The organism is Actinoplanes sp. NPDC000266 (assembly GCF_042899005.1).
GTDB lineage: Bacteria > Actinomycetota > Actinomycetes > Mycobacteriales > Micromonosporaceae > Actinoplanes.
Genome location: NZ_JBIAZI010000003.1, coordinates 450,210 through 465,846, shown reverse-complemented (window position 1 = coordinate 465,846; position 15,637 = coordinate 450,210). Strand labels below are relative to the sequence as shown.

The following is a 15,637-nucleotide window of genomic DNA, read 5'->3' as shown; positions in this document are numbered from 1 at the left end:
TACCAACCCCGGGCCCGAGTAGGCTGCGGCCCATGGGTGACAGGTACGCGAGTTTCGCGAACTCCGGTCCGGGCCGGAACCTCGTCAAGCGTCTCGGGCTGCCCGATCCGCCGCGGCTGCGCCGATACAAGGCCGGCGATCCGGTGGCGGCGGGCCCGGTGCTGCTCGGGGGCGCCCCGGGCGGGCGGCTGGGCGAGGAGATTCGCAAGGTCCTTTCCGGTACGGCGACAGAGGTGCTCGACGCTCCGGCCGGGCCGCACGGCGCGCTGATCTTCGACGCGACCGGGATCACCAGCACGGCCGCCCTGAGCGAGCTGTACGACTTCTTCCACCCGAACGCGCGCTCGCTGGCCCGCTCGGGCCGCGTGATCGTGCTCGGCACCCCGCCCGCGGACGCCGCGTCGCCCGGGGAGGCGACGGCGCAGCGGGCGCTGGAAGGGCTGACCCGCAGCATCGGCAAGGAGTTCGGCCGGGGCATCACCAGCCAGCTGGTCTACGCGGCGCCGGGCGGCGAGACGGCGATCGAGTCGACGTTGCGTTTCCTGCTGAGCGGCCGTTCGGCGTACGTCTCGGGCCAGGTCGTCGAGATCGGCGCCGGAACGCCGCCGGCCCCGGCCGACTGGGAGCGGCCCCTGGCCGGCAAGACGGCGCTGGTCACCGGGGCGGCCCGGGGGATCGGCGCGTCCATCGCGCGGGTGCTGGCCCGCGACGGGGCCGACGTGATCGCGCTCGACGTGCCGGCGGCTGGGGACGCCCTGGCCGGCGTCGCGAACGACGTACGGGGAAGGGCTCTGCAGTTGGATCTGACCGCCCCCGAGGCCGGGGAGCGGCTGGCGTCCTATCTGAGCGGCCCTCTGGACATCATCGTGCACAACGCGGGGATCACCCGCGACCGGACGATCGCCAAGATGGACGCCGCCGGGTGGGGGAGCGTGCTGTCGGTCAACCTGATCGCGCCGGAGCGGATCAACGCGGTTCTGATCGAGCGTGGCCTCATCCGGCCCGGCGGGCGGATCGTCGGGGTGTCGTCGATCGCCGGCATCGCGGGCAACCGCGGGCAGACCAACTACGCGACCAGCAAGGCGGGCGTGATCGGGCTGGTCCGGTCGACGGCGCCGGCGTTGCTGGAGAAGGGCATCACGATCAACGCGGTGGCGCCGGGCTTCATCGAGACGGCGATGACCGCGAAGATGCCGCTCATGCTGCGCGAGGCCGGGCGCCGGATGAACAGCATGTCCCAGGGCGGTCTGCCGGTCGACGTGGCCGAGACGATCGCCTGGTTCGCCTCGCCCGGCTCCGGGACCGTCACCGGCAACGTGGTGCGGGTCTGCGGGCAGAGCCTGCTGGGGGCGTGACGCGATGGCCGTCGAGGAGCTGACGTCCGACCCGGCCGGTAACACGCTGCGGGCGGCGCTCGGGCTGATTCCGCGCGGACGGCGCTCGTCGCTGCCTTCGCTGGAATTGATCAGGCGCTCCGTCGGCGTCGATCGCGACCACCTCGCGCGTTACGCTCACGTGTGCGGATTCCGGCTGTCCGACACCGTTCCGGCCACCTATCCGCACGTGCTGGCTTTTCCGTCGGTGATGCGGTTGCTGACGGCTCCGGACTTTCCCTTCCCGGTGATCGGGCTGGTGCACATCGCCAACCGGATCACGGTTTCCCGGCCCGTCTCGGCTTCTGACATTCTTGATTTCTCCGTACGGGCGGCCGACCTGCGCCCGCATTCGCGAGGACAGCAGGTGGACGTGATCGTCTCCGCTTCCGTCGCGGGTGTTCCGGTGTGGTCGTCGGTCTCGACGTACCTGTCGAAGACCTCTTCCGGCTCTGGTTCTGTTTCTGTTGCCGAGGCGCCTTCGCCGTCGGCGGTGTGGCGGGTTCCGGCTTCGGTCGGCGGCGCCTATGCCGCGGTCAGCGGCGACCGGAATCCGATTCACACGTCGCGGATCGGGGCCCGGCTGTTCGGATTCCCGCGGCCGATCGCGCACGGCATGTGGAGCCTGGCCCGTTGCCTGGCCTTCTTCGAGGGGCGGCTGCCCGATTCGTACACGGTGGACGTGGCCTTCAAACAGCCGATCCTGCTGCCGTCCACGGTGTCGTTCCACGCCTCGCCCGGCCTCGGTTTCGAGCTCTACGGCAAGCGTCCTCACCTTGCGGGCCAAGTGACGCCTGCGTAGGGTTACCCGTTTCGTCCAGGAAGGTCCCGCATGGAGTTCTGGCTCGATCTGAATGAAGAGCAAAACGACCTGCGCGAATGGGTGCACGGCTTCGCGGCGAACGTCATCCGGCCGGCTGCCGCCGAATGGGACGAGCGCGAGGAGATGCCCTGGCCCGTCCTCCAGGAAGCGGCGAAGATCGGGCTGTACGGCTTCGAATTCCTGGTCAACACCTGGTCCGACATGGCCGGGCTGTCGCTGCCGATCGCCAACGAGGAACTCTTCTGGGGCGACGGCGGCATCGGGATGGCCATTTCCGGCACGTCGCTGGCGGTGGCGGCCATCTATGGATCGGGCACACCGGAACAGCTCGTGGAATGGGTGCCGCAATGCTTCGGTGACGCGTCCGATCCGGCCGTCGGCGCCTTTTGCACGACCGAACCTTCCGCCGGCTCCGACGTGGGAGCGATGCGCACGCGTGCTGTTTACCACGAGCCATCCGACTCGTGGACCCTCAAGGGGCAGAAGGCGTACGCGACAAATGGCGGCATCGCCAACGTCCACGTTGTCACGGCCTCCGTCGACCCGGCGCTCGGCTCGCGAGGCCAGGCGGCCTTCATCGTGCCGCCGGGCACGCCGGGCCTCGTGGGGTCGAAGAAGCTGAGGAAGCTCGGGCTGCGGGCGTCGCACACGGCCGACGTGTTCCTCGACGACGTGCGGGTGCCCGGGTCGTGCCTGCTCGGCGGCAAGGAAGCGCTGGACGAGCGGCTCGCCCGGGCCCGTGCGGGCCAGAAGGCGTCGCGCCAGGCGGCGATGCGGACGTTCGAACTGTCCCGGCCGGCGGTGGGTGCGCAGGCGATCGGGATCGCGCGGGCGGCGTACGAATACGCGCTCGACTACGCCCGTGACCGGGTCCAGTTCGGAAGGCCGATCGTGGAGAACCAGGCGATCGCGTTCGCCCTGGCCGACATGAAGACCGAGATCGACGCGGCCCGGCTGCTGGTGTGGCGGGCGGCGTGGATGGGCCGCAACGACAAGCCGTTCGAGGCGGGCGAGGGCTCGATGTCGAAGCTGAAGGCGGGCGAGGTCGCGGTGGCGGTCACCGAGAAGGCGGTGCAGATCCTGGGCGGGGCGGGATATCTGCGCGACCATCCGGTGGAGCGCATGTACCGGGACGCGAAGATCTACACGATCTTCGAGGGCACGTCGGAGATCCAGCGCCTGGTCATCTCCCGGGCGATCACCGGGATGCAGATCCGCTGATGTTTGTCGTACGGACGATGGCCCGCCGAGGGTTGCTCAATCCAGGGAATCCGGTGCGGATCGTCAGGCAGTTCGCGTCGCTGGGGCGATGGGGTTTCGGGCTGGCGGGGGAGCTGAGGCAGGCGGCGGCGCGCAGCCCGGGGCGGGTGGCGGTGATCGACGAGAAAGGGCCGACGACGTACGGCGAATTGCTGGACCGCTCGTCGAGGTTGGCGGAGGGGTTGCCGTTCGCTGCGGGCGACCGGGTGGGGCTGCTGCGCCGCAACTCGGCGTCGATGATCGAGACGCTGATCGCGGTGACGCAGATCGGTGCCGATCCTGTCCTGATAAATACGGGTCTGTCGGTTGCGCAGTTAGCCGCCGTCGTCGATGACCAGCAGTTGCGCGGGTTGGTGTACGACGACGAGTTCGCTTCGGCACGGGCGTTGTCCACAGGGCGTCAGCACGATCTTGGGGAAGTGCGGGAGGATGTCCCTCGGGATGGGGGTCCCCCTTTGGGAGGGCGGGGTCTGCCTGCGGAGTGCACGTTCCTGGGCGAGGGCGACATCGAACGGCTGATCGCGGCGCCGCGCGCTGGCGGGAGGCTTCGGCCTCCGGCACGGTCCGGGCGGACGATCGTGCTGACCTCGGGGACGACGGGCACGCCGAAGGGAGCGCGGCGGCCCACCCCGAGCGGATTCTCGCCCCTGTGTTCGATCATCGATCGGATCCCGTTGCGGGCCGGGGTCCGGATGCTGATCGCGGCGCCCCTGTTCCACGCCTGGGGTTTCGCGGCGCTGCAGATCGCCCTCGCGCTGCGCGCCACCATCGTCCTGCGCCGTAGGTTCGAGCCGGGGGACGCCCTGGGCACGGTGGCCCGGGAGAACTGTTCGGCGCTCGTCGGGGTGCCGGTGATGGTGCAGCAGATCATGGAGCAGCCGGCGCGGAAGGTGCCGCTCAGCGTGGTCGCCGTGAGCGGGTCGGCGCTGCCCGGTGGGCTGGCCACGCGGTTCATGGATCGGTACGGCGACATCCTCTACAACCTGTACGGCTCCACGGAGGCGTCCTGGGCGTCGATCGCGACGCCGGCCGACATGCGGGCGGCGCCGTCGACCGCCGGGCGGCCGCCGCACGGGACGGTCGTCCGGGTTGTCGACGAGGAGGGGAAACTGGTTCCGGTGGGCACGCCGGGCCGGTTGTTCGTGGGCAACGAGATGCTGTTCGAGGGATACACGAACGCCGCCTCCGGCGACGTCCGCGATGGGCTGCTGGCCACCGGCGATGTCGGGCATCTCGATGAGGACGGCCGGGTGTTCATCGATGGCCGGGCCGACGACATGATCGTGTCGGGGGGCGAGAACGTCTTCCCCTCCGAGGTGGAGAACCTCCTGGCCGATCTTCCGCAGGTGCGCGAGGTGGCGGTGATCGGCGTGCCCGACGAGAAGTACGGCCAGCGGCTGGCCGCGTACGTGGTGCCCCGCGACGGCGCCGACCTGGACGAGGACGCGATCCGCGAGCATGTGCGTTCGCATCGCGCCCGTTTCTGCGTACCCCGGGACGTGGTCTTCCTGGACGCCCTGCCCCGCACCACGACCGGGAAGGTTCTCACCCGGGAGCTCCCGCGCTCGTAGGCGGGTCCCAGTGGTAGGGCGTCGACGTGGTGATCTGCTGGAAGCCGAGCCGGCGCAGGATGGGCGCGCTGTACGGTGACGCGTCGACATGCAGCAGCCGGAAGCCGCGGTCGACGGCCTCGCGGGCCCGGAAGGCGACCATGGCGCGGTAGAGGCCGCGCCCGCGCCAGTCCGGCAGCGTCGTGCCGCCCAGCAGCGCGACGAAGTCGGTGCCGGGGTGGTAGACCGCCCAGGCGGTGCAGGCGAACCGGCCGCCGGCCTCGGCGACCAGGATCGTGATCTCCCCGGGGGCGGCCGCCACCTTGGCGCCGAGAAGGGGCGCGAGCCAGGAACAGTCGAACCCCCACACCTCGGTCTGCTGGTCGGCGATGCGGCGGAGGTCCTCGGGCGCGCTGACCTGGCGCAGCACGACACCGTCGGGGAGGACCGGATCGGCGGCCACCGTGTCGGCCTGGCCCAGCAGCACGGCCGACGGTTCCTTCGGGACGAAGCCCGCCGCGACCAGCCGCTCGGGAAGCTCGGCGGGCAGGTCATGCCCCCGCAGCTTCCACTCGACACCCTGACCGCGGGCCTGGAAGTAGTCGCACTGGCGCCTGATCAGGCGGTCCAGCGCCGCGCCGGTGACGCCGATGTCGCGCGGCGTCCGGACGCGCCCCACGTGCTCACCGACGACCCGGACGACCGGCCCGTCGGGCTCGTAGGTCACGCCGGCCGGCACGGTGCCGGGCGGCATGCGCATGTGCGCGTCGTAGGCGGCCAGGAGCGCGGCGATATCGACCATCGTCACATCGTGCCCCGGGAGACCGATATTGTGCACCGATGGATCGGACTGCTCTGGTGACAGGTGCTTCCTCGGGGATCGGGCGGGCGACAGCGGCGGCTCTGGTGGCGGCCGGATACCGGGTGCTCGGGACGTCGAGGAAGCCCTCGTCGGTCGCCGATCCGGTGCCGGGCGTCGACTATGTGCCGCTGGAACTCGACGATCCGGAGTCGATCGAGGCGCTGGCCGGGACGCTCGCCGACGTCGACGTGCTGGTGAACAACGCGGGCGAGAGCCAGTCGGGCCCGTTCGAGGAGCTGCCGGACGAGGCGCTGCGCCGGGTCTTCCAGATCAACGTCTTCGGCCCGGTACGCCTCGCGCAGCTCGCCCTGCCGGGCATGCGCTCGCGCGGTCACGGGCGGGTGGTGATGGTCGGCTCGATGCTGGCCTCCTTCCCGTTGGCCTATCGTTCGTCCTACGTCGCTTCCAAAGCCGCGATCAAAGGATTCAGCAACGGGGCCAGGCATGAGTTCTCCCCGTACGGCGTCTGGCTGACCACCGTCGAACCGGGCTCCATCGCCACCGGCATCAGCGAGCGCCGCACGGTCTACGTGCAGCCCGACTCGCCGCACCGCGGCCGTTTCGACACCATGCTGGCCGCCCTCGACCGCAACGAGCGCGCCGGCACCCCACCCGAGCGCGTCGCGGCCACCATCCTCAAGGCGATCGCGGCCGGCCGCCCACGCCCGCGGTACGCGGTGGGCAGCAACGCTCCACTGGTCTTCGCGCTGCGCCGCGCGGTGCCGGCGTCCCTGGCCGAGCGCCTGACGCACCGCAAGCACAACCTGCCGATCTAGGGCCTGTGGCCCGGACGGCGCGGCGGCTCACCGGCGGCCAGCTCCCACCGGTGTGGCGCGCGGCGCGCGGGGCCTGAGCACGGTCATCGCCCGCCGCAGCAGGGGATCGGCGACCGAGGCTCGCCAGGCCTGCGAGCCGGCGGGAGTGGCCAGGTAGCGCCGGACGGCAGGGGCGGGGCCGCTCCGGAACGGCGCGTGGCCCTCGTGGCCGCGGGTCAGATGGTGGTGGGGGTGCGTCACCGGCTCGTCGTCGGCGCACGTGACCAGCTCACCGGAGCGGACCAGGGCCCGTACATCCGACTCGAAGGTCTCCCACGCGCGGCCCGGCGCCGGCCAGCGCACGAGGTGGCTCGCCGAGGAGGTGACCGACGCGGCCCAGGCCGCGTAGACCTCCTCGACGAGCAGCGGGCGGGTCGCGCTGGACACCGCGCGCAGGATGAAAGGGGCATAGCCGATGCGCTCGAACTCCACTGTGAACATGCCCAGGATTCTTCCCGGGGGGTACGACATTTTTTACGGGCGGACGGGCGCCGCGTGCCAGATGCGGTCCAGATAGTCGGTGACCGTGCGGTCGGAGGAGAAGAAGCCGGCCCGGGCCGTGTTGAGGATCGATATGGTGGTCCAGCGTTCCCGGTCGAGCCACGCGGCACCGGCCTCGGCCTGGCAGTCGACGTACGACCGGTAGTCGGCCAGGGTCAGGTATTCGTCACGGTCGAGCAGGGAGGCGGCCACGTCGTGGCCCACGCCGCCGAACGCGCCGGACAGGACGGCGTCGAGGGCGGCCCGCAGCTCCTCGTCGGCGTCGTAGTGGTCGCGGGGGCGGTACGGGCCGGAGCGCAGCGCGAGCGCGGCCGGGGCGTCCAGGCCGAAGAGGAAGAAGTTGTCGGCGCCCACCCGGTCACGGATCTCGATGTTGGCGCCGTCGAGGGTGCCGATGGTGAGGGCGCCGTTCAGGGTGAGCTTCATGTTGCCCGTACCGGAAGCCTCCTTGCCGGCCATGGAGATCTGCTCGCTCAGGTCGGCGGCCGGGATGATGTGCTCGGCCAGCGTGATGTTGTAGTTGGCCGGGAAGACCACGCGGAGCAGGCCGGACGCGGCCGGGTCGGCGTTGACGACAGCGGCCACCGCGTTGATCAGGTGGATGATGTTCTTCGCCGCCTGGTAGGCGGGGGCCGCCTTGCCGCCGAACAGGACCGTGCGGGGGACGCCGTCGTGCGTGCCGGCCTTGATCCGCTGGTAGAGCGTGATCACGTGCAGCAGTTTGAGCTGCTGGCGCTTGTACTCGTGGAAACGCTTGATCATGACGTCCATCAGGGCGCCGGGGTCGCCGAGACCGAGGGCCGCCTTGGCCGACCGCTTCACCTCGCGCCATTGCGCGCGGAAAGAGGCGTCATCGGCCAGTTGCTCGAGTCCCGAGAGGAGCGACAGATCGGTGAGCCACCGGTCATCGCCCAGCCCGGAGGAGATCAGCGACGAAAGTCCGGGTGACGCCAGCCGGACGAATCGCCGCGGAGAAACGCCATTGGTCACGTTGGCGAAGCGCGACGGCCACAGCTCGTGGAAATCCTTCAGCACGGTCGAGGTCAGAAGCTCGGTGTGCAACTCGGCCACACCGTTGGTCATGGTCGTTCCGGTGACGGCGAGGTTGGCCATGCGAACCAGGCGGGTCGGCGATTCCTGAATGAGCGACATCCGGCGTACCCGGTCGATGTCGTCGGGAAAGCGCGACCGGACCTCCTCGAGAAGACCGGCGTTGATCAGATAGATGATCTCCAGATGGCGGGGGAGAAGGCGGCCGAGCATGTCCACCGGCCACGTTTCGAGCGCCTCCGGCAACAGCGTGTGGCAGGTGTAGTTGAACGTCTGCCGCACCAGCGACCAGGCCCGGTCCCAGTCGAGGCCCTCCTCGTCGACCAGCAGGCGCATCAGCTCCGGGATGGCCAGCACCGGATGGGTGTCGTTGAGCTGGATCGCCGTCTTCGACGGGAAGGTGTCCCAGTCGGAATTGCGCAGCCGGAACCGGCGCACGATGTCCCGCAGCGAGCACGAGACCAGGAAGTACTGTTGTTTGAGGCGCAGTTCGCGACCGGCCGCCGTGCTGTCGTCGGGATAGAGGACCTTGCTGATGTTCTCGGCACGGACCGCGTCCTGCACGGCCTCGGCGTACTGCCCGGCCGAGAAACGCGTCAGATCGAACGACGCCTGATGGGCGCGAGCGCGCCACAGCCGTACGATATTGACGGTCGTCGTGCCGTATCCGGGAACCAGCAAATGGCTGGGCTCGCCGAGAACGACCTCTCCGGGTTCCCAGACCTTACGGCCGTCCTTTTCGTAGACGTGACCGTAAAAGCCCACCGTCTGCGCGTCGTCGGGCGCCGGGAACTCCCACGGGTCGCCCTGGAACGCCCAGTCGTCCGGCCGCTCGACCTGACGCCCGTCCTGGAACTCCTGCCGGAAGATGCCCAGGTCGTAGCGGATGCCGTAGCCGACCGCGGGGATGTCCAGCGTGGCCAGCGAGTCGAGCAGGCAGGCCGCGAGCCGGCCCAGGCCGCCGTTGCCGAGACCCGGCTCGACGTCGAGCGCGGCGATCTCATCGGGCTGGAAACCACAGGCCAGCAGCGCTTTTTCGGCCGCCTCGCCGGTGCCCGAGTAGAGCAGGTTCTGCTCCAGCTGCGGACCGAGCAGATATTCCGCGCTCAGGTAATAGACCCATCGGGGATTACTCGCGTATTGCGCCGCCGCGGTCCGTGCCCGCCTTTCCGCCAGGCGGTCCCGGACGGTCAAGGCCAGGGTCTCGTACGCGTCCTGAGCGCTCGCCGATTCCACGGTCGTGCCGCGCCGGTAGTAGAGATTGCTCAGCATGTCCTGCCGGAACTCGTCGGGCGTATTTCCGAGCGTCCGCAGTTCCACCCCGTTGCGAAGGTCCATGCGTGCACAGTGCCCCAATCAGGTTTCCGGAAGTTGTCGCATTGCCGACGCCAGGGCGGCCCGGACCTGTGCCCGCAGCCACATGTGCCCGGGATCGGTGTCGTAGCGCTGATGCCACACGCCGACGATCGGCACGTCCGGCACGGCCACCGGCAACGGGGTCGTGACCAGCCCGAACGCTTCGATCAGAGCCCGGCTCAGGCGCAGCGGAAGGGTCATCAGGCAATCACTGCGGCTGATCACCTGGGCGGCCGCCGCGCCCGTGCCGACCGAGGCCAGCACGCGCCGGCGCAGGCCGTGCGTGGCCAGGATCTCATCGACCAGGTCGGCCAGGCGGCCCCGGCGCGAGACGAGCACATGCGGCTGCGCCGCGAAACGCTTGAGGTCAAAGCCTTGGGTGTACGGGTGTGAGCGCCGCATCGCCACGACGAGCTGGTCATGGCCGATGGTCTCGGAACGGAACTCGTTCACGGCGGGTACGTCGGCGCCGACCTCCAGGTCCACGCGCCCGTGCCGCAGGTCGTCGGTGTCGACCGCCGTCTCGGCGAGGAACCGCAGGCGTACACCCGGGGCCTGGTTCTCCACCACGTGCAGCAGGTGAGGGGCGAGGGCCGCGGTGAGGGTGTCGTGGCAGCGCAGCGTGAAGGTGCGCTCGAGGGTGGCCAGGTCGAGCTCGCGGCTCGGCACCAGCACCTGATGGGCCTGCTGAACGAGGTCGCGCACCTGGTCGCGGATGGCCAGCGCGTACGGCGTGGGGGTCATCGTGCGCCCGGTCCGCACCAGGATGTCGTCGCCGGTGTGCCGGCGGAGGCGGCCGAGGGTGCGGCTCAGCGCGGGCGGGGAGAGCCGCAGCCGGTCGGCGGCGCCGGTCACACTGCCCTCTTCGAGGAGGGCGTCCAGTGCCGTGAGCAGGTTCAGATCCAATTGCATGACGGTAAATCGTAGCCTAACAAGAGTGCACTGGACTTAACTCAGACGTCCGGCGAGGCTCATGGGCATGAACCTTCCCGTAGTCACCGAGGCGGTCCGGCAGGCCGGCGCCCGGCTGCTCACCCGCTATTCCGCCGACGCCCGCCCGGCCGATCTCGCGGAGCTCGTCGCCGCCGTCCGGGCCAACGACGCCGCCGTGGCCGATCTGCTCCGTCCCGTACTGACGGCGGCGCTGCCCGGCTCCCACTGGGAGGAGGACGAGCACGCCACCGGCCCGATGCCCGGCGGTGACTGGTGGGTGGCCGACCCGGTCGGCGGCAACGTCAACGCCGTGCACGGCATGACCGACTGGAACATCGGCGTGAGTCTGGTCCGCGATGGCCGCCCGGAGCTGGCCGTCCTCTACGTCCCGCTCACCGGAGAGATGTTCACGGCGGTGGCCGGCGAGGGCGCGCGGCTCAACGGCGTGCCCCTGACGGTCTCGGAGAAGAAGGACCTGGCGGCCGCGCTGGTGGGAACCGGCCAGGCGAAACCCGGCCGCGACGCCGGGGCGGCGGGCCGGGTCGGTGCCGGCATCGCGGCGATGATGAGGGAGGCGCTGTACGTCCGGATGTCCGTGCCCGTCACCCACGAGCTGGCCCAGCTCGCGGCGGGCCGGATGGACGCGGTGTGGCAGTTCGACAACGTCCGCTCCCACATCGGCCCGCTCCTGATCGTCCGCGAGGCCGGAGGGCTGGTGACCGACTTGCGAGGCGCCCCGTGGGACATCACGAGCGACGGCTACCTGGCCGCGGCGCCGGGCCTGCACGAAGCGGCCCTGGGCACTCTGCACAGCGCGGGCCTGGGCACTTCGCGCGGCGCGGGTCTCGGTGGTGCTGAAAGCGCGGTGGCGTGACGGTGCGGATCGTGGTGCTGGGAGCGACCGGGGCGGTGGGCTCGCTGCTGGTGGAAGCGGGGCTCGCGCGGGGTGCGCAGGTCACGGCGCTGGCGCGTGAGCCGGCCCGCGTCGCGGCCCGGCCTGGGCTGAGCGTGGTCGCGGCCGATGTGTACGACCCGGCGTCGATCGCTCGGGCGGTCGAGGGAGCTGATGTGCTGGTGTCCGGGCTCGGGCGGGCGAAAGGTGACCTGCCGGGGGTGTTGACGGCCGGGGCCAAGGCCGTGGTGGGGTCCGGCGTGGGGCGGGTGGTCTGGCTCGGCGCCTACGGCACAGGGCCGTCGGCCCCGGCGGCGGGCGCGCTGACGCGGGGGTTGCTCGGGCTCGTCATGCGGGACGAGATCCCGGACAAGGTCGCGGCGGACGCGGCCGTCCTGGCCTCCGGCGGCACGGTCTTCCACGTCGGCCCGATGGCCGACGGGCCGACGGCGCACCGCGCCCTGCTCCTGGAGGAGGTGCCGCACCTGACCCTGCCCCTGGAACGGGTGCCACGCCGCCTCTTCCCGGCCCGGGTGAGCCGGGCGGCGGTGGCGGCCGCCATGACGGACGAGGCCGTTCGGCCGCGGTACGCGGGCCGGGTTGTCGTCGCGGTCGACGGTTGAGAGGTCAGGCGGCTATGGGAGTGGGGGTGGGTTCGGCGATGGTGACGCGGTCGCGGCCGGCGTTCTTCGAGGCGTACAGGGCCCGGTCGGCGGACAGGACCATCTCCTCGGGGATCTGGGTGCCGGCCACGCCCACCGAGACTGTCACCCGGTGGTGGCGGTCGTCGGAGACGGCTATGGGGGTGGCGGCGATCGCCCGGCGCAGGCGGTCGGCGATGTCGGCGGCCTCGGCCGGGCCGGCGCCCGGGAGCAGGACCGCGAACTCCTCGCCGCCGTAGCGGGCCACCATGTCGCCGGGGCGGATGGCGGCCTGGAGGCGTTCGGCCACCTCGACCAGGACGCGGTCGCCGCCGGCGTGGCCGTAGGTGTCGTTGACGGTTTTGAAGTGGTCGATGTCCAGCAGCAGCATGCTCAGGTCGGTGTCGTGACGGGAGGCTCGGGAGGACTCCCAGCGCAAGGATTGCTCGAAGAAGCGGCGGCTGCGCAAGCCGGTCAGGGCGTCCGTGATGGCGGCGTGCCGCTGTGCGCGGACCAGGCCGGCCATGCGGCCGACCACCAGCAGGAAGAGGAGGTTGCAGACGAGACCCGCCACGATGATGTGCGGGGTGGCGCCGCGCAGGTACTGCACCATCATCACGGTCGGGGCCATGACCGCGGCCACGGCCAGGACGAGCAGGCGGCGCGCGGTGGCGTCGGCGGTCACCGTGGTGTTGCGGGCCAGCAGCTTCGGGGCGTCGGGATGGGCCACCCCGGCGGCCAGGATGAAGGCGGCGGCCATCCAGAAAGCGTCGAGGAAGTTCCCGGCACGGTACGAGCCGTCCAGGATCTGCACCATGTAGAACGTGTCGGAGAAGAGCACCAGGGCCAGGTAAGCGGCGATCATCAGCAGCGGGGCCGTGCGGACGCCGCCGATCAGCAGGCGGGCGCCGACCACGATGAGCATGAGGTCGCCGACCGGGTAGGCGACCGAGACCAGGGTGGCGATGTTCGCCGAGCTGATCGCCATGGTGGGGAGGATGGTGAACTCGAGGACCAGGTAGCCGGCGCTGACCGCGACGATCGCCGCGTCCACCGCGCTGGCGAAGTCGCGGCCCGGGGTCCGCCGCCGCACGAGCAGCAGCAGGCCGGAGGCCAGCAGCGGGTAGGCGGCCAGATAACCGAGATCGGCGATGCTGGGGTACGCCACCTCGCCGCCGACGAGCGCCAGGAAGTAGAAGACCACGTCGCCGAAGATGGAGGTGATCGCGGAGGCCGCGAACAGCAGCATGATCGGGCGCAGCTCACGGCGGCGGGCCGCGGTGACCAGGCAGCTCACGGCCAGGGCGCCGTTGGCGCTCGTGTAGAGGGCGACCTGAAGTCCGGCCCAGCCCGGCCCCAGGTGCAGGAACCAGTAGTACAGGACGATCACCGGGGCGCCGAGGGCAAGGACGAGCCGCCATCCCGCCCATCGGCGGAGCGGCACGTTCATCAAGGCCATCGGCACCACTGAAGCCTGCGCGGCCCGGGGCGTTTTCCGGGTGTGGCCCGGGTGCAAGCTGGTTGCACCCGGACCCGGATGCGCCTTTAGTGGGCGGCCACGCCCTCGGAGGGGGACGCGCCGCGCCGGACGCCGATGACGGCTGCCGCGGCGGCCACTATGCAGAGGACTGCTGTGGTCAGGGCGGCCACGTGCAAGCCGTTGATGAAGGACTGGCCGGCGCCTTCGACCACCGCGGTCCTGATCTCGGTGGTCATGTCGGGTGAGACCGGGGCCACGCCCATGGCCACGGCGTCCTTTGCCTCCTGCAATCCGGTTGCCACCGGGGCGGGCACGCCGGCGGCGGTCAGTGACGTGTACAGGGTGGCGCCCACCTTGCTGCTGATCAGGGAGACCAGCACCGAAGTGCCCAGCGCGCCGCCGATCTGCAGGGCGGTTGCCTGCAGGCCTCCGGCCACGCCCGCGTCCTTGACCGGTGCGTTGCCGACGATCGCCTCCGAGGAGGCGGCCATGATCATGCCGACGCCCAGGCCCAGCAGGATGAACGAGGGCCACATGACGGCGTACGAGGAATCGGTCTGCAAGAGCAACAGGCCGAACGAAGCCAGCGCCTGCAAGGCCATGCCGAGAGGCATGGTCAGGCGCGGGCCGAAACGGTCGGTCAGCGCCGCCCCCAGCGGTGACGCCACCACCGAGGCCAGGCTCAGCGGCAAAGTGAGCACGCCGGCCATGACCGGGGTGTAGCCGCGGACGTTCTGCAGGTAGAGCATCACGTAGAAGATCGAGCCGAGCAGCACGAAGAAGTTCACGGCGGTCAGCACCGTGCCGATGGTCAGCGCCGAATTGCGGAACAGGCGCATCGGCAGCAGCGGGTGCTCGACGCGGGTCTCGTACCAGCCGAAGACCAGCAGGATGGCCAGGCCGGCGGCGATGGTGCCGAGCGTCGCGGCCGAACCCCAGCCCCACGTCTCGCCCTTGACCACGCCGAAGACCATCACGACCAGGCCCGCGGCCAGCAGCACGATGCCGGGGATGTCGAACCTGTGGTGGCCGGTCGAGTTCCTGCTCTGCGGGAGCACCAGCGCGCTCACGATCAGGGCGATGACGCCGATCGGGGCGTTGACGTAGAAGACCGACTCCCAGTTGACGTGCTCGACCAGCAGGCCGCCGATGATCGGGCCGAGCGCGGTCGACACCGAGGACACCATGGCCCAGATGCCGACGGCCATGCCGAACTTCTTCGGTGGGAAGGCGGCGCGCAGGATGCCCAGCGTGTTCGGCATCAGCAGGCCGCCGAAGAAGCCCTGCGCGGCCCGGAAGACGATGACGCCCTCGATCGAGCCGGACAGGCCGATGGCGACCGACGCGACGGTGAAGCCGGCCACGCCGACCAGATAGTAGGTGCGGCGGCCGAAGCGGTCGCCGAGCTTGCCGCCCAGGATCAGCGAGGCGGCCAGGGCCAGCAGATAGGCGTTCGTCACCCACTGCAGGCCGGCCGTGCCGGCGTTCAGGTCGCGGCCGATCTCCGGGTTGGCGATCGACACGATGCTGCCGTCCAGGCCGACCATGAACAGGCCGAACGCGACGGCGATCAGGGACAGCCAGGGCCGGTTCCGCCTCGGTACGACGGCGGGCGGGGTGGGCGCCGTGGTTAGGGTGGTCACTTACTCTCCCTGCTTGATCTGTTCGGTGATGCGGTGGAGCACGGGCAGCGCCGCGGCGAGGTCACGCCGCTCCCCGTCGGTGAGGGTGGTCAGTGCCGCCTCGACATAGCCGGTGAACAGCCCCTGGACCGTGTCGTGCCGCTGCTGCGCCTGGTCGGTCAGGCGCAGGCGTACGACCCGGCGGTCGGTCTGGTCCGGCTCCTTGCGCAGCAAGCCGGTGGCCACCATCGCGGTCACCAGCGCGCTGGCGTTGTTCGGCTTGAGCTGGAGCTCGGCGGCGAGCTCCCGCACCGTCGTGCCGGGGCGGCGCCGGATCAGCCGCAGCGCCGAAAGCTGCATCTCCGGCGGCCGGGGATGTTCGAAGTCGGTGTCGGCGCGGCGTTCCAGCGCCCGGTGCAGGGCGGGCGCGAGCTCCACGACGGCGGCGGCGATCTCGTTCACGCGCCGAGTATTAGGTA

At 70.7% G+C, this 15,637-nt stretch carries 14 protein-coding genes; 7 read left to right on the top strand and 7 right to left on the bottom strand.

Annotated features, from left to right (window positions below; translation table 11 throughout):
* The first annotated feature begins 32 nt into the window (after nucleotides 1–32).
* The 4 genes from ACFY36_RS13685 to ACFY36_RS13670 are packed head-to-tail and all read left to right on the top strand — an operon-like array spanning nucleotide 33 to nucleotide 5,027.
* Entirely contained in the window at nucleotides 33–1,355 is a 1,323-nt protein-coding gene (locus ACFY36_RS13685) for a 3-oxoacyl-ACP reductase (RefSeq protein WP_499746267.1), read from the top strand.
* 4 nt (nucleotides 1,356–1,359) lie between these two features.
* Nucleotides 1,360–2,175, top strand: a complete 816-nt coding sequence (locus ACFY36_RS13680; protein ID WP_499746266.1) for a MaoC family dehydratase — start codon at nucleotides 1,360–1,362, stop codon at nucleotides 2,173–2,175.
* Between the two features lie 30 nt (nucleotides 2,176–2,205).
* Complete coding sequence (locus ACFY36_RS13675; protein WP_499746265.1) at nucleotides 2,206–3,417, top strand: acyl-CoA dehydrogenase family protein; 1,212 nt, start codon at nucleotides 2,206–2,208, stop codon at nucleotides 3,415–3,417.
* Nucleotides 3,417–5,027: an AMP-binding protein gene (locus ACFY36_RS13670; protein ID WP_499746264.1), complete on the top strand. Its 1,611-nt coding sequence runs from the start codon at nucleotides 3,417–3,419 to the stop codon at nucleotides 5,025–5,027. Before ACFY36_RS13675 ends, ACFY36_RS13670 begins: the two co-directional genes overlap by 1 nt.
* On the opposite strand, the gene ACFY36_RS13665 is transcribed toward ACFY36_RS13670, so the two are convergent.
* Complete coding sequence (locus ACFY36_RS13665) at nucleotides 5,002–5,808, bottom strand: GNAT family N-acetyltransferase (RefSeq protein WP_499746263.1); 807 nt, start codon at nucleotides 5,806–5,808, stop codon at nucleotides 5,002–5,004. The two genes, ACFY36_RS13670 and ACFY36_RS13665, sit on opposite strands and share 26 nt — an antisense overlap.
* Before the next feature lie 38 nt (nucleotides 5,809–5,846).
* Between ACFY36_RS13665 and ACFY36_RS13660 the strand changes: the two genes are divergently transcribed.
* On the top strand, nucleotides 5,847–6,644 hold the full coding sequence (locus tag ACFY36_RS13660) for an SDR family oxidoreductase (protein WP_499746262.1): 798 nt from the start codon (nucleotides 5,847–5,849) through the stop codon (nucleotides 6,642–6,644).
* 27 nt (nucleotides 6,645–6,671) lie between these two features.
* Here the strand turns inward: ACFY36_RS13660 and ACFY36_RS13655 are convergent, their stop codons facing one another.
* From ACFY36_RS13655 to ACFY36_RS13645, 3 genes are read right to left on the bottom strand one after another with little or no spacing between them, the layout of a single operon-like run.
* On the bottom strand, nucleotides 6,672–7,124 hold the full coding sequence (locus ACFY36_RS13655) for a hypothetical protein (protein ID WP_499746261.1): 453 nt from the start codon (nucleotides 7,122–7,124) through the stop codon (nucleotides 6,672–6,674).
* 33 nt (nucleotides 7,125–7,157) lie between these two features.
* Nucleotides 7,158–9,572, bottom strand: coding sequence for a glycogen/starch/alpha-glucan phosphorylase (locus ACFY36_RS13650; protein ID WP_499746260.1), 2,415 nt, complete (start codon nucleotides 9,570–9,572; stop codon nucleotides 7,158–7,160).
* Nucleotides 9,573–9,590: 18 nt separating this feature from the next.
* Nucleotides 9,591–10,502 (bottom strand): LysR family transcriptional regulator, encoded by a 912-nt coding sequence (locus tag ACFY36_RS13645; RefSeq protein WP_499746259.1) that lies wholly within the window; start codon nucleotides 10,500–10,502, stop codon nucleotides 9,591–9,593.
* A gap of 67 nt (nucleotides 10,503–10,569) precedes the next feature.
* Between ACFY36_RS13645 and ACFY36_RS13640 the strand changes: the two genes are divergently transcribed.
* Together ACFY36_RS13640 and ACFY36_RS13635 are read left to right on the top strand one after the other, a co-directional pair.
* On the top strand, nucleotides 10,570–11,397 hold the full coding sequence (locus tag ACFY36_RS13640; RefSeq protein WP_499746258.1) for an inositol monophosphatase family protein: 828 nt from the start codon (nucleotides 10,570–10,572) through the stop codon (nucleotides 11,395–11,397).
* The gene (locus tag ACFY36_RS13635) at nucleotides 11,394–12,038 is read left to right on the top strand and encodes an NAD(P)-dependent oxidoreductase (protein WP_499746257.1); all 645 of its coding nucleotides are present in this window, start codon (nucleotides 11,394–11,396) and stop codon (nucleotides 12,036–12,038) included. The genes ACFY36_RS13640 and ACFY36_RS13635 overlap by 4 nt, the downstream gene beginning before the upstream one ends.
* 4 nt (nucleotides 12,039–12,042) lie before the next feature.
* Here ACFY36_RS13635 and ACFY36_RS13630 read toward each other — a convergent pair whose 3' ends face one another.
* The 3 genes from ACFY36_RS13630 to ACFY36_RS13620 all read right to left on the bottom strand — a co-directional run bounded on the left by ACFY36_RS13630 (nucleotide 12,043) and on the right by ACFY36_RS13620 (nucleotide 15,620).
* Nucleotides 12,043–13,515 (bottom strand): GGDEF domain-containing protein, encoded by a 1,473-nt coding sequence (locus ACFY36_RS13630; protein ID WP_499746256.1) that lies wholly within the window; start codon nucleotides 13,513–13,515, stop codon nucleotides 12,043–12,045.
* Nucleotides 13,516–13,601: 86 nt separating this feature from the next.
* Entirely contained in the window at nucleotides 13,602–15,179 is a 1,578-nt protein-coding gene (locus ACFY36_RS13625) for a DHA2 family efflux MFS transporter permease subunit (protein ID WP_499746255.1), read from the bottom strand.
* Complete coding sequence (locus tag ACFY36_RS13620) at nucleotides 15,180–15,620, bottom strand: MarR family winged helix-turn-helix transcriptional regulator (protein WP_499746254.1); 441 nt, start codon at nucleotides 15,618–15,620, stop codon at nucleotides 15,180–15,182.
* Between the last annotated feature and the right edge of the window lie 17 nt (nucleotides 15,621–15,637).